The sequence below is a fragment of the Eggerthella sinensis genome (assembly GCF_003339815.1).
GTDB lineage: Bacteria > Actinomycetota > Coriobacteriia > Coriobacteriales > Eggerthellaceae > Eggerthella > Eggerthella sinensis.
The window spans coordinates 1-15,816 of the sequence record NZ_PPTT01000034.1 but is presented as its reverse complement, the minus strand read 5'-3'; the positions used below and the strand labels follow the sequence as shown (position 1 = coordinate 15,816).

General features: G+C 62.5%; 13 protein-coding genes and 1 pseudogene. 2 read left to right on the top strand and 12 right to left on the bottom strand.

Annotated features, from left to right (window positions below; all coding sequences use genetic code 11):
• Positions 1-38 precede the first annotated feature (38 nt).
• Positions 39-827, top strand: a complete 789-nt coding sequence (locus C1876_RS15055; protein ID WP_114547545.1) for a MerR family transcriptional regulator — start codon at positions 39-41, stop codon at positions 825-827.
• A 70-nt stretch (positions 828-897) separates the two neighbouring features.
• Here C1876_RS15055 and C1876_RS15050 read toward each other — a convergent pair whose 3' ends face one another.
• The 3 genes from C1876_RS15050 to C1876_RS15040 all read right to left on the bottom strand — a co-directional run bounded on the left by C1876_RS15050 (position 898) and on the right by C1876_RS15040 (position 4,619).
• Positions 898-2,184, bottom strand: coding sequence for an MFS transporter (locus C1876_RS15050; protein WP_114547544.1), 1,287 nt, complete (start codon positions 2,182-2,184; stop codon positions 898-900).
• Positions 2,185-2,213: 29 nt separating this feature from the next.
• The gene (locus tag C1876_RS15045; protein WP_114547543.1) at positions 2,214-3,278 is read right to left on the bottom strand and encodes an ornithine carbamoyltransferase; all 1,065 of its coding nucleotides are present in this window, start codon (positions 3,276-3,278) and stop codon (positions 2,214-2,216) included.
• Positions 3,279-3,374: 96 nt separating this feature from the next.
• The gene (locus C1876_RS15040; protein ID WP_114547542.1) at positions 3,375-4,619 is read right to left on the bottom strand and encodes an agmatine deiminase family protein; all 1,245 of its coding nucleotides are present in this window, start codon (positions 4,617-4,619) and stop codon (positions 3,375-3,377) included.
• Positions 4,620-4,901: 282 nt separating this feature from the next.
• On the opposite strand from C1876_RS15040, the gene C1876_RS15035 reads away from it, so the two are divergent.
• Positions 4,902-5,492, top strand: a complete 591-nt coding sequence (locus C1876_RS15035) for a TetR/AcrR family transcriptional regulator (protein WP_114547541.1) — start codon at positions 4,902-4,904, stop codon at positions 5,490-5,492.
• Between the two features lie 63 nt (positions 5,493-5,555).
• On the opposite strand, the gene C1876_RS15030 is transcribed toward C1876_RS15035, so the two are convergent.
• From C1876_RS15030 to C1876_RS18035, 9 genes and pseudogenes are all read right to left on the bottom strand, one after another.
• Complete coding sequence (locus tag C1876_RS15030; protein ID WP_114547540.1) at positions 5,556-6,632, bottom strand: ornithine carbamoyltransferase; 1,077 nt, start codon at positions 6,630-6,632, stop codon at positions 5,556-5,558.
• Positions 6,633-6,677: 45 nt separating this feature from the next.
• Complete coding sequence (locus C1876_RS15025) at positions 6,678-8,087, bottom strand: agmatine deiminase family protein (RefSeq protein WP_114547539.1); 1,410 nt, start codon at positions 8,085-8,087, stop codon at positions 6,678-6,680.
• A 26-nt stretch (positions 8,088-8,113) separates the two neighbouring features.
• A complete protein-coding gene (locus C1876_RS15020) occupies positions 8,114-9,505 on the bottom strand; it encodes an APC family permease (protein WP_114547538.1) in 1,392 nt (463 codons plus the stop codon).
• A 15-nt stretch (positions 9,506-9,520) separates the two neighbouring features.
• Positions 9,521-10,627: an ornithine carbamoyltransferase gene (argF, locus tag C1876_RS15015; protein WP_114547537.1), complete on the bottom strand. Its 1,107-nt coding sequence runs from the start codon at positions 10,625-10,627 to the stop codon at positions 9,521-9,523.
• Between the two features lie 218 nt (positions 10,628-10,845).
• Positions 10,846-11,523: a TetR/AcrR family transcriptional regulator gene (locus C1876_RS15010; RefSeq protein ID WP_114547536.1), complete on the bottom strand. Its 678-nt coding sequence runs from the start codon at positions 11,521-11,523 to the stop codon at positions 10,846-10,848.
• Between the two features lie 144 nt (positions 11,524-11,667).
• Positions 11,668-12,621 carry a carbamate kinase gene (arcC, locus tag C1876_RS15005; protein ID WP_114547535.1) on the bottom strand — a complete coding sequence of 318 codons (954 nt, stop codon included), beginning with the start codon at positions 12,619-12,621 and terminating at the stop codon, positions 11,668-11,670.
• A 183-nt stretch (positions 12,622-12,804) separates the two neighbouring features.
• Entirely contained in the window at positions 12,805-13,965 is a 1,161-nt protein-coding gene (gene aguA / locus C1876_RS15000) for an agmatine deiminase (protein ID WP_114547534.1), read from the bottom strand.
• A gap of 87 nt (positions 13,966-14,052) precedes the next feature.
• Positions 14,053-15,549 carry an APC family permease gene (locus C1876_RS14995; RefSeq protein ID WP_114547533.1) on the bottom strand — a complete coding sequence of 499 codons (1,497 nt, stop codon included), beginning with the start codon at positions 15,547-15,549 and terminating at the stop codon, positions 14,053-14,055.
• A gap of 100 nt (positions 15,550-15,649) precedes the next feature.
• Positions 15,650-15,816, bottom strand: a pseudogene (locus tag C1876_RS18035) (putrescine carbamoyltransferase); the annotation flags it as partial.

The window sequence follows — 15,816 nt, the reverse complement described above, 5'->3', positions numbered from 1 at the left end:
AAGCTGAAGAGAGCGCACGGCAACGCGAAGGGAGCCTCATGAGCGACAGTACGAGTGAAGACTATTGGGCCGAACTCAGCATTTCCGAGATTGCGAACCTGCTGCACATCTCCCAGTCCGCCCTTCGCTACTACGAGGAGCAGGGGCTCGTCACCCCGTCGCGCACCGAGAAGTCGGGATACCGCAAGTACTCTGTGCTGTCATTGGTGGAATTGACCGACATCATGCTGTACCGCAGCGTCGGCGTGCCCGTGAAAACCATCAGCCACCTCATGGAATCGCCCATTGGCGAAACAGCGGCCGCCGTCGACCAGGCGCTCGACGAAACCATCGAACAATTGGCGAACCTGAATAAAACGCTCAAGCTGCTGTCGTTGTACAACCGTCGCATCAGGAAGTTCTACACAGCGCGCTCCCATGGCGACCACCTGGTCGATCGGCCCGAAATCGACGAGCTCTACCGGTTCGGCATGAAGGACGAAGCCTCGCTTCAAGCGTACCTCGACGACCTCAAGACGAGCTACGCCCTCTACTTCGAAAGCGCGCTGCAGTCGGAGCAGTACGTCGACTGTGCCATCAAGCCCGTGCTGCCCGACGCGACGGACCCCCTCTGGAAGCGCACCGACAAGCCGCAGGCGTACCTCGAGTGCCTCCTGCGCACCGAGTACTGCTTCGCGCAGCACAACGACCTCGCCGACCACGTCGCCTACCTGCGCTCGCTGGGGAAAGAACCCGGCCGTGTGGTAGCAAAGTACCTCACCTTCGACTACTCGGAAGCCGACCGACAACGCTACGACTACTACCTCGCTTGGATCGAAGTACGCTAGCACGAGGAAACCGCAAAGGGGCTCCACCCGCAAAGCGGGATGGAGCCCCCTATCTCACGAACGCGCGCCGCTACAGGGTGGACGGAGTGGATTCCGCCTCACTCCATGGAAGCTTCTTGCCGCTCTTCCGCGCGAACAACAGCAAACCGGCAATGACCACGTTCAACGCGATGCACAGTCCGAACACCGCCGTAAAGGTACCGGTTGACGCGTAGACCCCCGTCATAACCGGCATGCCGAACGCGCCCACGATGTAGCCGGCCGAGCAAATGAGGGCGAAAATGCGGCCGAAGTCGCGCGAGCCGAACACCTCCATGACGAGCACCGTCAAACCGGCTCCGGCCACCACGTACATAACATCGTTCACGCCGGCGGCGAGGATGGCCAGCCACGAATGTCCGGGTGCGAATATCAACATTACGAACGACAGGATGCTGACGCCAATCCACGCAAGCAATGCCTTCGTCGATCCGAACTTATCGCAGGTCGACCCTACGGCCGGATTGAGGAAGATGTCGAACATCGACGCTGCGGACACCATGAACCCACCGACGAGCGGGCTGAAGCCCACCTCCACCGCATACGTCGGAAACAGCTGGTTCATGCAAACCGTCAACTGCACGAGGCACAGGAAGCCAACGCAGGCGAAGAACGCCGGCGACTTCACCGCGGCCTTGAACGGCACGCCGCGCAACGCTTCAGGAGCTGCCGTCTGCATCATGGGGTCGGCTGTTACCTCGTACCCGTACGGGAGCATGCCCTTGTCGGAGGGGCGATAGCGAATGATGAACAGCGTGGAGGGCAGCACCAAGAGAGCCGATATGCCGGCTAGCACCAAATAGGCGCTGCGCCATCCGATCGCTTCGATAAGGCCCGTGATGACGGGGCTCATAACCAACATGTACACCGAGTTCACCGTCCAGCACAGCCCGATAGCCAAACCGGCTTTCTTGCGAAACCACTGGTCCACCACCGCACTCATGCACACGCCGGTCGTGAAAGCGAAGCACACGCCGATGATGAAAGCGCTGACGAACCACATCCATACCTCGGTATAGAACGACATGGCAGCACCGGCCACCAGCATCACCGCGGCTATTGCCGTCAGGCCGAACTTCCCCACCACCTTCGGCAGAAGCTTGCCCACGAACGGCAAGGACAGGGCAAGCGCAAGAAGCGTGATGGTGAAGTAATATGACATGATGGTGATATCGATGCCCAGGTCTTCGCAGACGGGGGTCAGAAAACTGCCTGCAACCACGCTGTACGAACCCGTGGTGCCGGCGGACATGAGCCCAAGGCCCAGAACCAGCAGCCAAGCATACCTGCGGCTACTTTTGAGTTGAGAGGTTTCCATTGCTCGTTCCCTTCTGGAATGGGGCCGGCCTACAAACCCAACACTGCGGCCATGATGGCTTTGATGGTGTGCTGACGATTGCCGGATTCGCGGAAGATCACCGAAGCGTTCTTCTCGAAGCACTCGTCGGTGATCTCGAGCCCCTCGGCGATAAACCGGCGCTCTTCCTCGTTCGGCGCCTGACTCAGGAGACGACGCCCCGTCGCATGGTCGGCGTTATGGGTGGAGGGCAGCTCGTGCATGCAGAAGATGTCGGGGTTCTTCGTGCGCTCCATGATTTCGCTGCTCACACGATACGGACGCAACTGCTCGAAATCGCCCATCCAGCTTTCGTACAGGTTCGGATCGCATACCTCGTCGCCGCATTCGGGATTGAGGTAGCGCCATTCCTCAGTGACCAGCACGTCAACGCCCTCAAGCGCATCGAGATCGGACGTGACCACGAACGACGAGTGCGGAGAGAGACGATCGAACGTTTCCTGCACGTCGTCCACCATGCGCTTGCACATCTGATGGCGATCCTGATCGGGACCGATCGCGTAGAAGTCCATGTCGAGCATGGCGGCCAGTCGTCCGTAGAACAGCGGTGCCCCGGCGCAGTTGCCAACGAAAGCAAGCTTCTTGTGACGGCTCGATCCGCGACCGCCCCACTGCTCTTCCATGGTGAGTGCGTCAGCCAGCATCTGCGTGGGGTGATCCCCCAACGACAAGGCGTTGATCAGCGGAACTTCCGCCCATTCGGCCATCTTGTAGAGGTATTCCTCGTCGCGCTGCGCGCGGATGACGATGAGGTCATACATCTCGGAGAATACGCGCATGGTGTCCCGAATGGTCTCGCAATCGCCCATGTGGGAGTTGGTGAGGTAGGTGAATCCCATACCCAAATCGTTGCACGAGGTTTCGAACGCGCAGCGTGTGCGCGTGGAGCCCCATTCGAAGTTGGCGACAACGTTCTTGCCTGGGAAGTAATGCTGATCGACGCCAGCCTGTTTTTGCGCTTTGAGGGTTGCGGAAAGATCGATCAGATAACGAAACTCTTCTTTGGTGAGGTCGCGCAGGTTCAAGATGTCGCGACCGAGCAGGTTATGGTTCATGGCAGTATGCCTTTCTGATATGATTGTTGCTATGATTTTCCTGGCCGTACCGGTTATCCGCCCGACAATCGGTACGGTCGCTTGCTGTCTGGGGCCCTACGCGTTCATCGTTGCGACGGGCACGTTTTTCGTCCAGCAGTGCACGCCTCCGCCCGACATGTTGAGCGCCAGGCTGTCCACCATCACCACGCGACGATCTGGGAAGCACGCCTGCAGCACCGCTTCCGCCTGCTCGTCCTTCGCCTTGATGGCCGGGTCCATGCCCTCGTTCCAGTAGCGCTGCCCCACCACCACGCCATTGCATACGAGAAAGTTGCAGTACCCGGTAGATGCGATGAAGTGAAGGTCGCCCTCGGGCCACGGAGTACCGTCGGCGAAGCGGCCGTCCATCTCGTCGATGAAGCCTTTGTACAGGTCGTAATCGTCGTCTTGCGGAGTCAACAGGTAGTCGATAGGCACCGATACGGGCATGCGCACGATGGCGAACGGCTCGCCATGCACGTCTGTTTCGCTGCGGAGGATCTCGTACGCGGCATCGAGCCGACGCTTGCTCTCCGCAGCGGCCGCGCTCGACGCGGCCTCCTCGTCGGACACCTCCGCCAACAGCACGGTGGTGCGGTCGATGAAGCGGCACATCTCATCGATATGGGCGGCGAAACTCGTACCGAAGTACGGCACGCCATCGCGGTACTCGAGCGGACCCAAACGGTAATCGTCGTCCTCGATGGTGGGCTGGGGAATCCAGATGATCTTCTGCACGTTATAGAGGCGCTTGTACTCTTCTTCCACCTGCGCTTTCGTGAAACCGGGATTGCGCTTGCGCACCTCGGTATCCTCGATGCACATCATGACGCCGTCGCCGTTGAACTCGCGGTCTCCTCCTTCGGATACCATATCCGAGCTCAGGATGTCGAAGCACCCCAACGATACGGCCATATGCACGCCCGCCCTGCGTGCGCACACCGCCTCGAACGCATCCTGGTTCCATACGCCGTAGTACGACCATCCCGGGTTGATCATGAGCATGCCGCCCTCATCGTCCACCATGATAGTGGGCCCGTTGTCGCGAACGTACCAGTTGGTGTCGGCGAACTGCGTGAACTCGATACGCTCGACGTCGACGCCTTCCTGCTCAAGGATGCGGCGCGCTTTCTCCACCACCCCTTCCGCCCCGCCGTTGATGTGCAACTTTGCATCGCCGTACGTCTGAAGCGCCTTGACAATCTCCACACAGGTAGCGCGATTGTCGTAGCCTTGCATTTGGATGTCGTCGGGGAGCCACGTCATGAACACGTCAGATTGCGGTTCGAATTCCCCTGGATGCCGATAGTTCTCTAACACGGGCTTCCTCCTCCGTGTACGTCGAGAGCTCAACGGAATACGGCGCGACATCCGTCGATACCGCCAGACGTGCGTCCCCATCCCGCAACTCCCGATTCATGGTTTTTGTTTACCTACCGGTCGGTATACTCTATAATAGTGAGTGCGGAGAGGTTCGTCAACCGTGGATTCAAGGAAAATCTGCATCGAATCCCACACGGTCGCAACCGCCGAAGACGCTTCTCAAGTAGAATGACAATCGTCGACCCTATTGCACAGGGTTGTGAAGAGGAAGGGCGCACCATGGAAGAACCGAGCACGCGAGACAAGATTCTGAAAGCGATGTACCAGCTCATCGCCGAGAAAGGCTACGACAAGGCGTCCATCAGCCAAGTCTGCTCGCTCGTTGGCATCACGAAGCCCTCCCTGTACTATTACTTCCCCTCCAAGGAGGAGTTGTTTCTCGCCGTATCCGAAAGCATGTGGCCGACGTTGGATTCGTTCGACGAGAGCTTCCTCGCCACCCACGACGCCGAAGCGTATCGCGCCTATCTCGACGAGACGGGGCGTTCCATCATCGCGAACTATCACGATGACGAAGAGCGGCGAAACGTGCTTGCCGAAATCGACCTGCAAGCCACGCGCATCCCCGGTATCGGCTCACAGCAAAAACGCTTGGGTACGTCTATGGTCGACGCGCTCACCGCCATGCTGCAACACGGAGTTGACATCGGCGTGTTCGAGAACGATTTCGACGTGCATGGAAATGCGAAGTTCCTGTACGTCGTGCTGAGCGGCATCAGCCAAGTGATCTCGCGTCACGAGAACCCCGACGTCAACGACACCTGGAGCAAAGCCCTCAACGCCGTATTTCGTGAGGCCGCACAGCACTAGACACGCAAGCGCCCCGTCCGGAACCCTGGACGGGGCGCTTGGCGCAGGTAGGTGCGAGGCCGCCTACTTCCCTAGCTTGGCGAAGCTTTCGTTGACGAAATCCTCGATGGCGCCCTGGTGGTAGGCCTGCAGGGCCGCGCTCTTTTGCTGGCCGTACATGAACCAGGTGCAGATGGCCTTCTCGGCGTGCAGGCGATTCTCAGCCTCCTCGAACAGCAGCGAGTTCGGGCCGTCCCACACCTCCGACGTGATCTCGAAGTCGCGGAAGCCGGGCAGGCAGTGCATGACGCCCAGCGTGGGCTTGCCGGCATCCACGAGCGCCTGGTTCACCTGGTACTTCGGCAGCAAGAGCCCGAGGCGGCGGCCCTTGAAGTCGTCGCTTTCGGCGCCGTGGTACCACCAGGCGTCGGAGAACGTGAAGTCAACCTGGTCGATGTACTCGTAGGGGTCCTCGGTGAACAGCAGCTTCGCGCCCCTGCCGCTGCGCTCGGCAACCTCCCAGAACACCTGCTGATCCTCCTCGCAGATCCACATCTCCTTCGGGCCGCAGCAGATGTACGTCATGCCCAGCAGCGCGGCCACGCGCCACATGGAGCCCTGCGTCGGGCAGAAACGGTCGTAGGCGCGGTTGCAGTCGCCCATGTTCATGAACACCATGTCCTCGAACGGCGTCTCGGGCAGGTGCTCGCGCATGGTGAGCACGTCGCACAGCACCTGCGAGGGGTGCATGTCGAGGCTGCAGCCGTTGATGACGGGCACGTACGAGTACTTCGCGAAATCCTCGATGACCTGCTGTTCGGCCGTGCGGATCATGATGGCGTCCACCATGCGCGAGATGACCTCGGCGGTGTCGCGCATGGTCTCGTGGTCCTCGCCCACGTGGAGCGTTTTGAACTCGAGGAACTCCGCGTGGCCGCCGAGCTTCGTCATGGCCGTCTCGAACGAGACGCGGGTGCGGGTGGAGGGCTGGTCGAACATCATGCCCAGCACCTTGTCCTTGAGCAGGGGCACCTGCACTCCCTGGTAGTGGGCGCGCTTGAGCATCTGGCACAGCTCGATCATGGCCAGGTACTCCTCGCGGGTGAAGTCGGCGTCGTCGAGCATGTGGTCGTTGCGCTTGAGATGAGGTTGAGTGCGCATGGTAGGTTCCTTTCGATCGGTTCGTATGATGGTTGTGCGGCAGGGTTACTGGACGGCGAACGTGTAGAAGCCGACGGGGGCGGTGCGGGGCATCGTCTCGCTGCGTCCCGACGCGTCGGCCGCCGCCACGTAGTACTCGTAGGCGGTGCCGGACGGGCCGCCGGGCAGCTCGGCGCGGTACACTTCCCGCGTCGACGTGGCCGCAAGCGGCACGCTTTGCCATGCCTCTTCGCCGCGCACGCGGTAGAACGCCTGCAGGCTCTCGGGAAGCAGCGCTTCGCCGCTGTACGCCTTGATGGTTGCATGCAGCACATGCGCGTCAGCCGCGGGCACCTCCTTGTCGAGCGTGTCCACGTGGATGTGCAGCATGCCCGGGTCCCACACGGCGCGCGTGCGGCAGTGCAGCACGTCGCCCGGGTCCCAGCCGATGCCCTCGTACAGCCCGTCGGGGTTGTAGGCCTCGGGCTCGTCGTCGAGCACGAACGTGAAGCCCTTCACGTCGTAGCCGGGCATGGCCGCGCGCCACTGCTCGAGCGCCCGCTCGTCCTCCGGGATGCCGTACTGAGGCACGTACACGCACGTGTTGAGGATGAGGCTGTTCACGTACGCGGCCATGCTCTCGCCGTCGGCCAGCACGCCGGTGTCCACGCGCAGGATCTCCCACGGCTTGCCGTACGAATTCACCGCGCAGGCGATTTCCTCCTGCACGATGCGCTCGTAGCGCTCGAAGAGCGGATGGTCCGCCGGCGGACGCTGCACGAGCAGGCGATGGTCGTCGAGCACCTTGAGGAAGCAGTCCACGTGCTGCAGGCTGTAGTCCTCGTAATCGGAGAACACCGAATAGTTCGCCATGCCCGTGACCTCGGCCACGGCGTCGAAATACTCCTCGACGGACAGGCCGTCGAACTTGTTCTCCAGCAGCAGCACCTCGGTGCTCAGGATGCTGTCGATGCCGTCGGTCAGCACGTTGCCGCCCGTGAAGGCGAACGGCAGCTTCACGAACTCGACCCCCAGCTGACGGGCGATTTCGCCCGCGGCGGCGTCCTCGCAGCCGTCGCACTCGTACTGATCGAGCGACAGCGGCTCGTCGAGCCAGGGAGCGCACGTCAGGGGCGCATCGTGCTCGGGGCCGCAGAACGGCGTGCTGTACACGTAGCGCGGGCCGAGCAGCTTGAACGTGCCGTCCGCGTCGAACAGCGGCTGCGGGCCCCAGTCGCGCGGCCAGGTGGAATCCTCGCCCTTCGGAACGCGCAGGTAGCGCACGCCTTCGGCATCGATCCCCCATCGTTCAAGCGTCTCGCGCGCCTCGGCCACCACGGCATCGTCGTCGGCGCACAGCAGGTAGAGCTGCGTGTCGCTCGCCAGTTCGCGCACGAGCGCACGCGGCAGCGAGGCCGGCCACGCCACCATCACGCCGATGGCGGGCTCCCACTCTGCGGCAATTCTCTTCTTCATCGGTATCGTTCCTTTCGTGTTTCCCGTTAGCCTTCGACGGCTTCTTCATCCAACTGAGGGCTCGGCGCGGCCGCGTCCTGCAACTTCGCCTTCGCGTTCGCATAGCGAATGGCCAGCTCGCCTGTGATCAGCATGAACGCCGCGCCGCCCACGTTCGTGATCACGTCGGGGTTCCAACCGTGACCCGGGATGTAGATCATGAGCAGCAGCGTTACCACCTGGACGATCTGGCACACCCACGACAGGGCGAACCCCGCCGGCGCCTTGAAGCCAACGTATCCGTCCATCGCGCCGCGGCGCTTGAGGCGCTGATAGGCGATGAGCATGAACACGTACGGGATGAGGCTGCCGATGACGCCGCAGCTCAGCAGGCTGAAGAACAGGTCGGCCGCCGTGTCGGCCATGAAGGCGTACAGGATGAGCATGATCGTGCTGGCCGCGCATGTGGTGAGGATGGCGCCGATGGGCTGATGCCCCTTCGTCTCCTTGCCGAGGAACGCGGGCAGCTCGCCCTCCTTCGCGCTCTCGGCCGTGCCGCGGTTGCCGCCCACGAGCCACGTGACGCACTGCGCGAACACGGCGAACAGAAACGCGATGCCCGCGATGTAGTAGAAGGTGGACGATCCGAAGCCCACGAGGAACAAATCGAGGATGCCCAGGTCGAGATCGATGCCGTCGACGGGCAGCACCATGAGCATGCCCAGGTTGGCCAGGACGTTGAGCACCACCGCGGTCACCGCCACGCCGATGATCACCTTCGGCAGCATCTTCGACGGGTTGTCAAGCTGCTCGGCCGACGCGGAGGCCAGCTCCATACCCGTGCAGCAGTACACGATGATGGGCAGGAACATGAGGCTCTGATCGAGCGTCGGCGTGAGCGTGGCCAGCGAGATGTCGTTGGCGATGGCGTTGCCCTTGGCCAGATACGCGATGCCGGCCACGAGCGCCAACGCGAAGATGGCGATTTTGACGAGGCCTGCGATGTTCACCACCCACTTGCTCTCGGACATGGGACGCATGCACACGAGCGCCATCAGCCACACGAACACGAGCGCCACCGCAACGCGCGCCACGAAGGGGGCCGCGGGATAGAACAGCGTGAACAGGATGTCGCTGCACATGACGAACGACGACACCGGGATGAACAGGCCGCAGCAGAAGAACAGCCACGACGTGCGGGCCGCCCATTTCGGCCCAAGCCCCTCTGAAATCCAAACGAAAATGCCGCCCTCGCCCGGAAATGCGCCCGACAGCTCGCCGATGATGAAGCCCGACGGAATCATGTACAGCAGCCCCAGGATGAGCCACCACGTGATGGACGGCACGCCGGCCGACGAGTTCGAAGCGATGGCGTCGGCGAACATGAGCCCGCAAATCAAGATCATGAACGCGTCGAACTTCCCCAGTTTTCCTTGCATTGCTACCCCTCTCTTTTACCGCTCGGAATGATCTTCGTGGTAGATCGCAGACGGCACGTCGCGTTCCACCGAATGCAAGAGCGCCTCGACTTTCCCCAGGTGATAGGCTTTAAGCGCCTCTTCCTTGGGGTCGGTGCGCATGAACCACACGAGGATGGCCTTCTGCGCGTGCAAGCGGTTCTCGGCCTCCTCGAACGCAAGGGAGTTGGGGCCGTCCAGCACGTCGGAGGTGATTTCCTCGTCGCGTTGGCACGGCAGGCAGTGCAGCACGCCCAGTTCAGGCTTGCCCGCGTCCACGAGCGCCTGGTTCACCTGGTAGGCCGGGAACAGCTTGGTGTGGCGCGCGATGGTTTGCGGATCGTCCTCGGGCATACCGAACACGAAGGAATCGGACACGGTGAAATCCACGTCGGCGATGTGCTCGTAGGGGTCGTCCGAACAGATGAGGCGGGCGCCCGACGCGTTCTCGGCGGCAAAGCGCTCGAACTGCGCCGTGTCCGCCGCGCTCGGCCACATGTCGCGCGGCCCGCAGGCGATGTAGGTCATGCCCAGCTTCGCGGCCATCCACATGAGCTCGCGCTGAATGGGCACGAGCTTGTCGGCGTTGTCGTTGTTGTCGCCCAGGTACAGCATCGTCATCTCGTTCAGCGACGTGCCGGGAAGGTGCTCCATCATGGTGAACACGTCGGCGAGCGCCTGCGTGGGATGGCCGTCCATGGTCATGCCGTTGAACACGGGCACATAGGAGAAGCGGGCGAACTCCTCCAGGTAGGCGTGGTCGTTGCAGCGCATGATGACCCCGTCGGTCATGCGCGAGATGACCTCGGCGGTGTCGCGCATGGTCTCGTGCCCGTCGCCGATTTGCAGGTTGCCCATGGCAAGGAACTCCGCATGGCCCCCCAGCTCGGTCATGGCCGTCTCGAACGAGATGCGCGTGCGCGTCGAGCTGATCTCGAAGATCATGCCCAGCACCTTGTCTTTGAGCAGCGGCAGCTGAACGCCCTGTTTGTGCGCATCCTTGAGCAGCTTCATGAGCTGCAGGATGTTCTTGAGCTCGTCGGCGCTCAAATCGGCCGTCGAGAGCAGGTGGTTGTTTCTCGCCAACGTCGGCATCACTCTCATGCGGTACCCCTTCCTCTGATTTTATCTTTGCATAATATTATCTACAGATAATATTTGAGAGGAGCATACGCGCGTGCCGAATACTTGTCAAGGTTAATTTTATCTTTAGATAATTTTAGGGGGGGGCACGGGCTTTTAGGGAAGGAGCGCGGACGCAAAAAAGCCGAGCCCCTCGGGGCTCGGCTTGCGGTGGCGCGTCGGTTTCGCAGCGGGGCGGGCTACCTCCCCCGCTTCACCACCTGGCACGCGAAGCGCTCGTCGCACTCCATGGTGAAGCCTTCGGCCAGGGCGAACACGTGGTCGCACCAGCCTTCGACCGTCTTCGCGTCGGCCCCCAGCAGGAAGAAGCAGCACGAGATGTCGCGCCTGACCATGTCCTCGATGCTCTCTTCCAAATAACCGTGGTACACCGCCTGCACCAGCTCGGTCTCGGTGCCCTCCACCATCGACGTGATGGTGCGCAGCGCCGCGTCGCTCACCTGCACGCCGCTGCCCTTCGCAAGCGTGCGCATGACGTCGTCCTGAATCTTGAGCGAGCTCTCGTGGAACGCGCCGTCTGCGCGGATTTCGCTATAGAAGCGGCAGGCGCATTCGTCCTCGGAGAGCAACCGGAACATCAGCAGCTCGATCATGATGTTCCGCTCCGGCTGCACCATGTCGTCCGGGCTCCACCAGGCGTTGACGGCTGCCTCCATGCTGTCGACGAAATCGCCGAGCACCTCGATGGCAATGTTGTTCTTCGACTTGAAGTAGTACGGGATGAGGCCGCGATTCACCTCGGCCGCCTCGCAGATGTCGTTGTACGAGGTGGCCTTGATGCCCTTGCGGTAGAACAGCTCTTTGCACACCCGGTATATTCTCGTACGCGTCGCGACGCCCACCGCGTATTCGCCCATACGTCCTCCGTCGTTCGGATAATATTATCTAAAGATAATATTATCCGAACACCCCCGCCCCTGCAACACTCAACCAGAAAACAAGGCGCCCCCGCTCGCGCAGCGAGCAGGGGCGTCATCGGTTCTGCGGATTGTCGCGCGGCTTTACGCCGTGATCACGGTGCCGGTTTTGCCTTCGAGGCCGGCGGCGGCGCACTCGAGCGACGTGATGAGCGCCTTGCCCTGGGGATACGCCTCGACGTACTCGATGCAGGCCTCCACCTTCGGCAGCATGGAGCCGGGAGCGAACTGGCCCTGGGCGATGTACTCGCGGGCCTCGGCCACGGTCATGGCGGAGATCTCGGCCTGGTCGGGCTTGCCGAAGTTCACGCACACCCTCTCGACGGCCGTGAGGATGACCAGCATGTCGGCCTGGAAGTCGGCCGCGAGCTTCGCGGACGAGCGGTCCTTGTCGATGACCGCGGGCACGCCCGCGTACTGGCCGTCCTCCTCGAACACCGGCACTCCGCCGCCGCCCGTGGACACCACGATGTAACCGTCGTCCATGAGGTCCTTCACCGCGTCGAACTCGACGATGCGCACGGGCTTCGGCGAGGCCACCACCTGGCGCCAGCCGCGGCCGGCGTCCTCCTTGAACGTCCAACCGGTTTCCTCGGCCTTGGCCTTCGCCTCCTCCTCGGTGAGGAAGGCGCCGACGGGCTTCGTGGGGTTCTGGAACGCGGGGTCGGCCGGGTCGACCACCGTCTGGGTGATGATGTTGGCCGTGGAGCGCATGATGCCGCGCGCCTTCATGTCGTTGAGGATGGCCTGCGACAGCTGGTAGCCGATGTAGCCCTGGCTCATGGCGCCGGCCTCGGGGAACGGCATCTCGGGCGTCTTGCCGTCATGGGCGCTCGCGTAGGCGAACGCGTTGTTGATCATGCCGACCTGCGGGCCGTTGCCGTGGGACACGACGACGTTCGTGCCCTCCCCCACCATGTCGACGATGTGCTTGGCCGTGTTCTTCACGAGCGCGAGCTGCTCCTGCGGCGTGTTGCCCAGGGCGTTGCCGCCCAGCGCGATGACCACGGACTTGCCGGTTCCCTTTTCGTAAGGCATAGGAAGGTTCCTTTCTGGTTTGCTTCGGCGCGCCGCGAAGCGCGCCAGGGGAAACGAAGAGGGCGACCCTGGCGAAGGGGCCGCCCCCGGGCCGGGGCGCCCTCCCTCCGCTGCGCAGCGGACGTGCGGGAAGGGCGCCTCGGCCTTCTGGAAAATGCCAGGAACTGATGCGAGCGGTTGCCGCTACTTACCAGCCGGCTCCTGCTGAGTGATGCAGTGGATGTTGCCGCCGCCGAAGACCACCTGGTCGGTCTTCACGCCCACGGCCTTGTACACGCCTTCGCCCCACGCCTCGTCGAACGCGGCCTGGATCTGCTCGACGGCCAGCGCGTCGTTCTCGTCGCCGTACTGCGGCACGATGACGCCGCCGTTGACGATGAGGAAGTTCATGTAGGACGCGATCAGCGGCTCGTCGGCCACGCGCGGCTCGGCGTACTCCTCGGTGTCGATGGAGTCGCAGGACGCCTGGTCCATGTACAGCGGCTTCACCGGCATGACGAGCTTGGTGACCTCGAGCTTGCGGCCCTTCGCGTCGACGGCGTTGGACAGCGTCTCGTAGGCGGCATGGCACTCGTTGTAGAACGGGTAGTCCGGATCGTCGGACCAGATGCACAGCATCTTGCCGGGAGCCACGAAGCAGGCGACGTCGTCGATGTGGCCGTTCGTCTCCTCGGGGTCGATGCCGTCCTTGACCCAGATGACCTTCTCGACGCCCAGGTAGTCCTTGAGCTTCTCGTCCATGTACGCGCGCAGCTCCTCGGACCATGCCTCGTAGTCGGTCGCGGACGCGTTGCGGCCGGGATCGAGCAGGCACATGTCGGTGGTGACGACCGTGCCCTCGCCGTCGACGTGGATGGAGCCGCCCTCGAGGATGAGGCTCTCGGGGCGATAGCGGCGGCAGCCGCTCATCTCGGCCATCTTGAGGGCGATCTGCTCGTCCTTGTCCCACGGGAAGTACAGGCCGTTCTCGAAACCGCCGTAGGCGTTGAAGTGCCAATGCACCGCGCGCTTGTCGCCCTCGTCGTTGACCACCCAGGTGGCGCCGGTGTCGCGCACCCATGCGTCGTCGGTGGTCATCTCGATGACGGTGACGTTCTCGTCGTCCTCGAACACCGCTTTGGCGTTGGCGTAGTCGACCTGGTTCACGCACATCGTGACGGGCTCGAACTCGGCGATGGCACGGGCGACCGCGGCGTACTGCTTCTGGGCCGGCTTCGCGCCCCACGCCCACGTGTCGGTGCGGTGCGGCCACGCCATCCAGATGCGGGTCTGCGGCTCGAACTCGCCGGGCATACGGTAGCCGTCGGCCTTCGGGGTGGACACGCTCTCGTGAATCGTCTTCATAGCACAGGTCCTTTCGTTTGGTTGCACTACTGCTTCTAAGGGGATCGGTCGCCCACCCTCAAGCGGGCGACCGGGGGGTTTGGAGCGTTACGCCACCGGTACGGGCGCGGGCTCCTCGTCGTTCGCAGCCGCTTCGCCCTCGGGCTCGGCTTCCGCTTCCGCAGCCTCTTCGGCCAAACGCTCGGCGGCCAGGGCAGGCGTCAGGCCCTTGTACTCTTCGGTGCGGCCGCGCTTCGACCAGACGCGCACGACCTCGCCCAGGATAACGAACACCACGACGCCGATGAGCATGGGAATCTTCGACAGCTCTTCCTCCGTGCCGTTAAGGGGCACGATGGTGGCGATGATGGCCAGCACCAACTCGATCGCGGGGATAGCCAGCATCACGTACATGAGCTTGCCCTTGAACGGGAAGGTGAAGATGCGCTTGCGGTTCGGGTCCACCTTGCGCAGCTTGAGGAACGCCGGGAACATCGGGATGTAGCTGATGAGCAGGAACACGACGTTCATGGAGAACAGCATCCAGAAGATACCGTCGGAGATGGCCGGAATCGGGATGAGCTGCAGCATGAGGGCCAAGGAGGCAACCACGCCGTTGACGATAGCCGCGCCGGTGGGCATCTCGGTCTTCTTGTTCTCATGCGAGAACACCTTGGGCATGTTGCCGTGCTTCGCCGCGTAGTCGGCCACGAAGTTCACGCCGAAGGACCAGGAAGCCATGTTCGCGAACAGGGTGACCAGGAAGATGAGGCAGATGATGACGAAGATCGGAGAAGCCTCGCCCACCATGGTCATGACCGCGTAGATCATGCCGAAGTCGGGGTCGATCTGATCGGCCGGGATGGCAGCGCCGATGCCGAACGAGCAGAACAGGTAGATGGCGCCGATAGCCAGACCACCGAGGATGATAGCCTTCGGGATGTCGCGCTCGGGGTTCTTCATCGCGCCGGCGAACGTGCAGATAACCTCGAAGCCCATGAAGTTGAACAAGATGATGGACAGGTAGGTGAGCGCGTTCGTGTTGGTGAGGTCGGGCAGGAACGTGGCCGGCGACATGTCGCTGGCGAAGCCGTTGCCCATGGCGTACCAGATGCCCAAACCGCCCACGGCCACGGCGATGATCACCTTGAGCACCGCGCCGCCGTTGAGGATCCATGCGGAGTCCGACACCTTCGAGAAGCTCATGAACACGACGATCCACACGAAGGCCAGCTCGATGAGCAGCACCGGAGCCAACTCGAACTCGACGCCGAACACCATGCCCAGGATATCGGGGAACAGCGTGGCGAGCGAGGCGATCCACAGCGGGAAGTTGATCCAGTAGTACCAGGCCACGCGGCTGCCCCAGCGGTCGCCGAGCGCCTCGCGAATCCAGTCGTACAGACCGCCGTCGGAGTCGTAGGTGGTACCCAGCTCGGCTACGACCATGCCGTACGGCAGCAGGAACGTAAGAATGAGGAAGATCCACCAGAAGAACTGCTGGTTGCCGATGGCGGCGGCAGGGGCCGCGGCCTCGGCCACGAACACAACGCAGATAACGGAAAGAATGACGCTGATAAATGAGAACTTTTTGACTTTGCCCATTGGTTTCCCCTTCCAGGGGTTCAGCCCCACCGGGCCGCGTCAGCTTGCGCGCGGGCCCGACCCGGTAGAGCATTCGATCAGTGCGAAGGAACGCAGATCACTAGCCGATCTTGGCGAGCACCGCGTTCATGCGGGCCTCAGCCTCGTCGGCCACGGCGGCGTCCTCCTTCGTCTTGGGGCAGAGGTAGGCCAGGATCGCGCGGATGGAGTGCTTGCGGTTCTCGGCCTCCACCCAGCAGAGGCTCCGCTCGGGATGGTCCATGACCT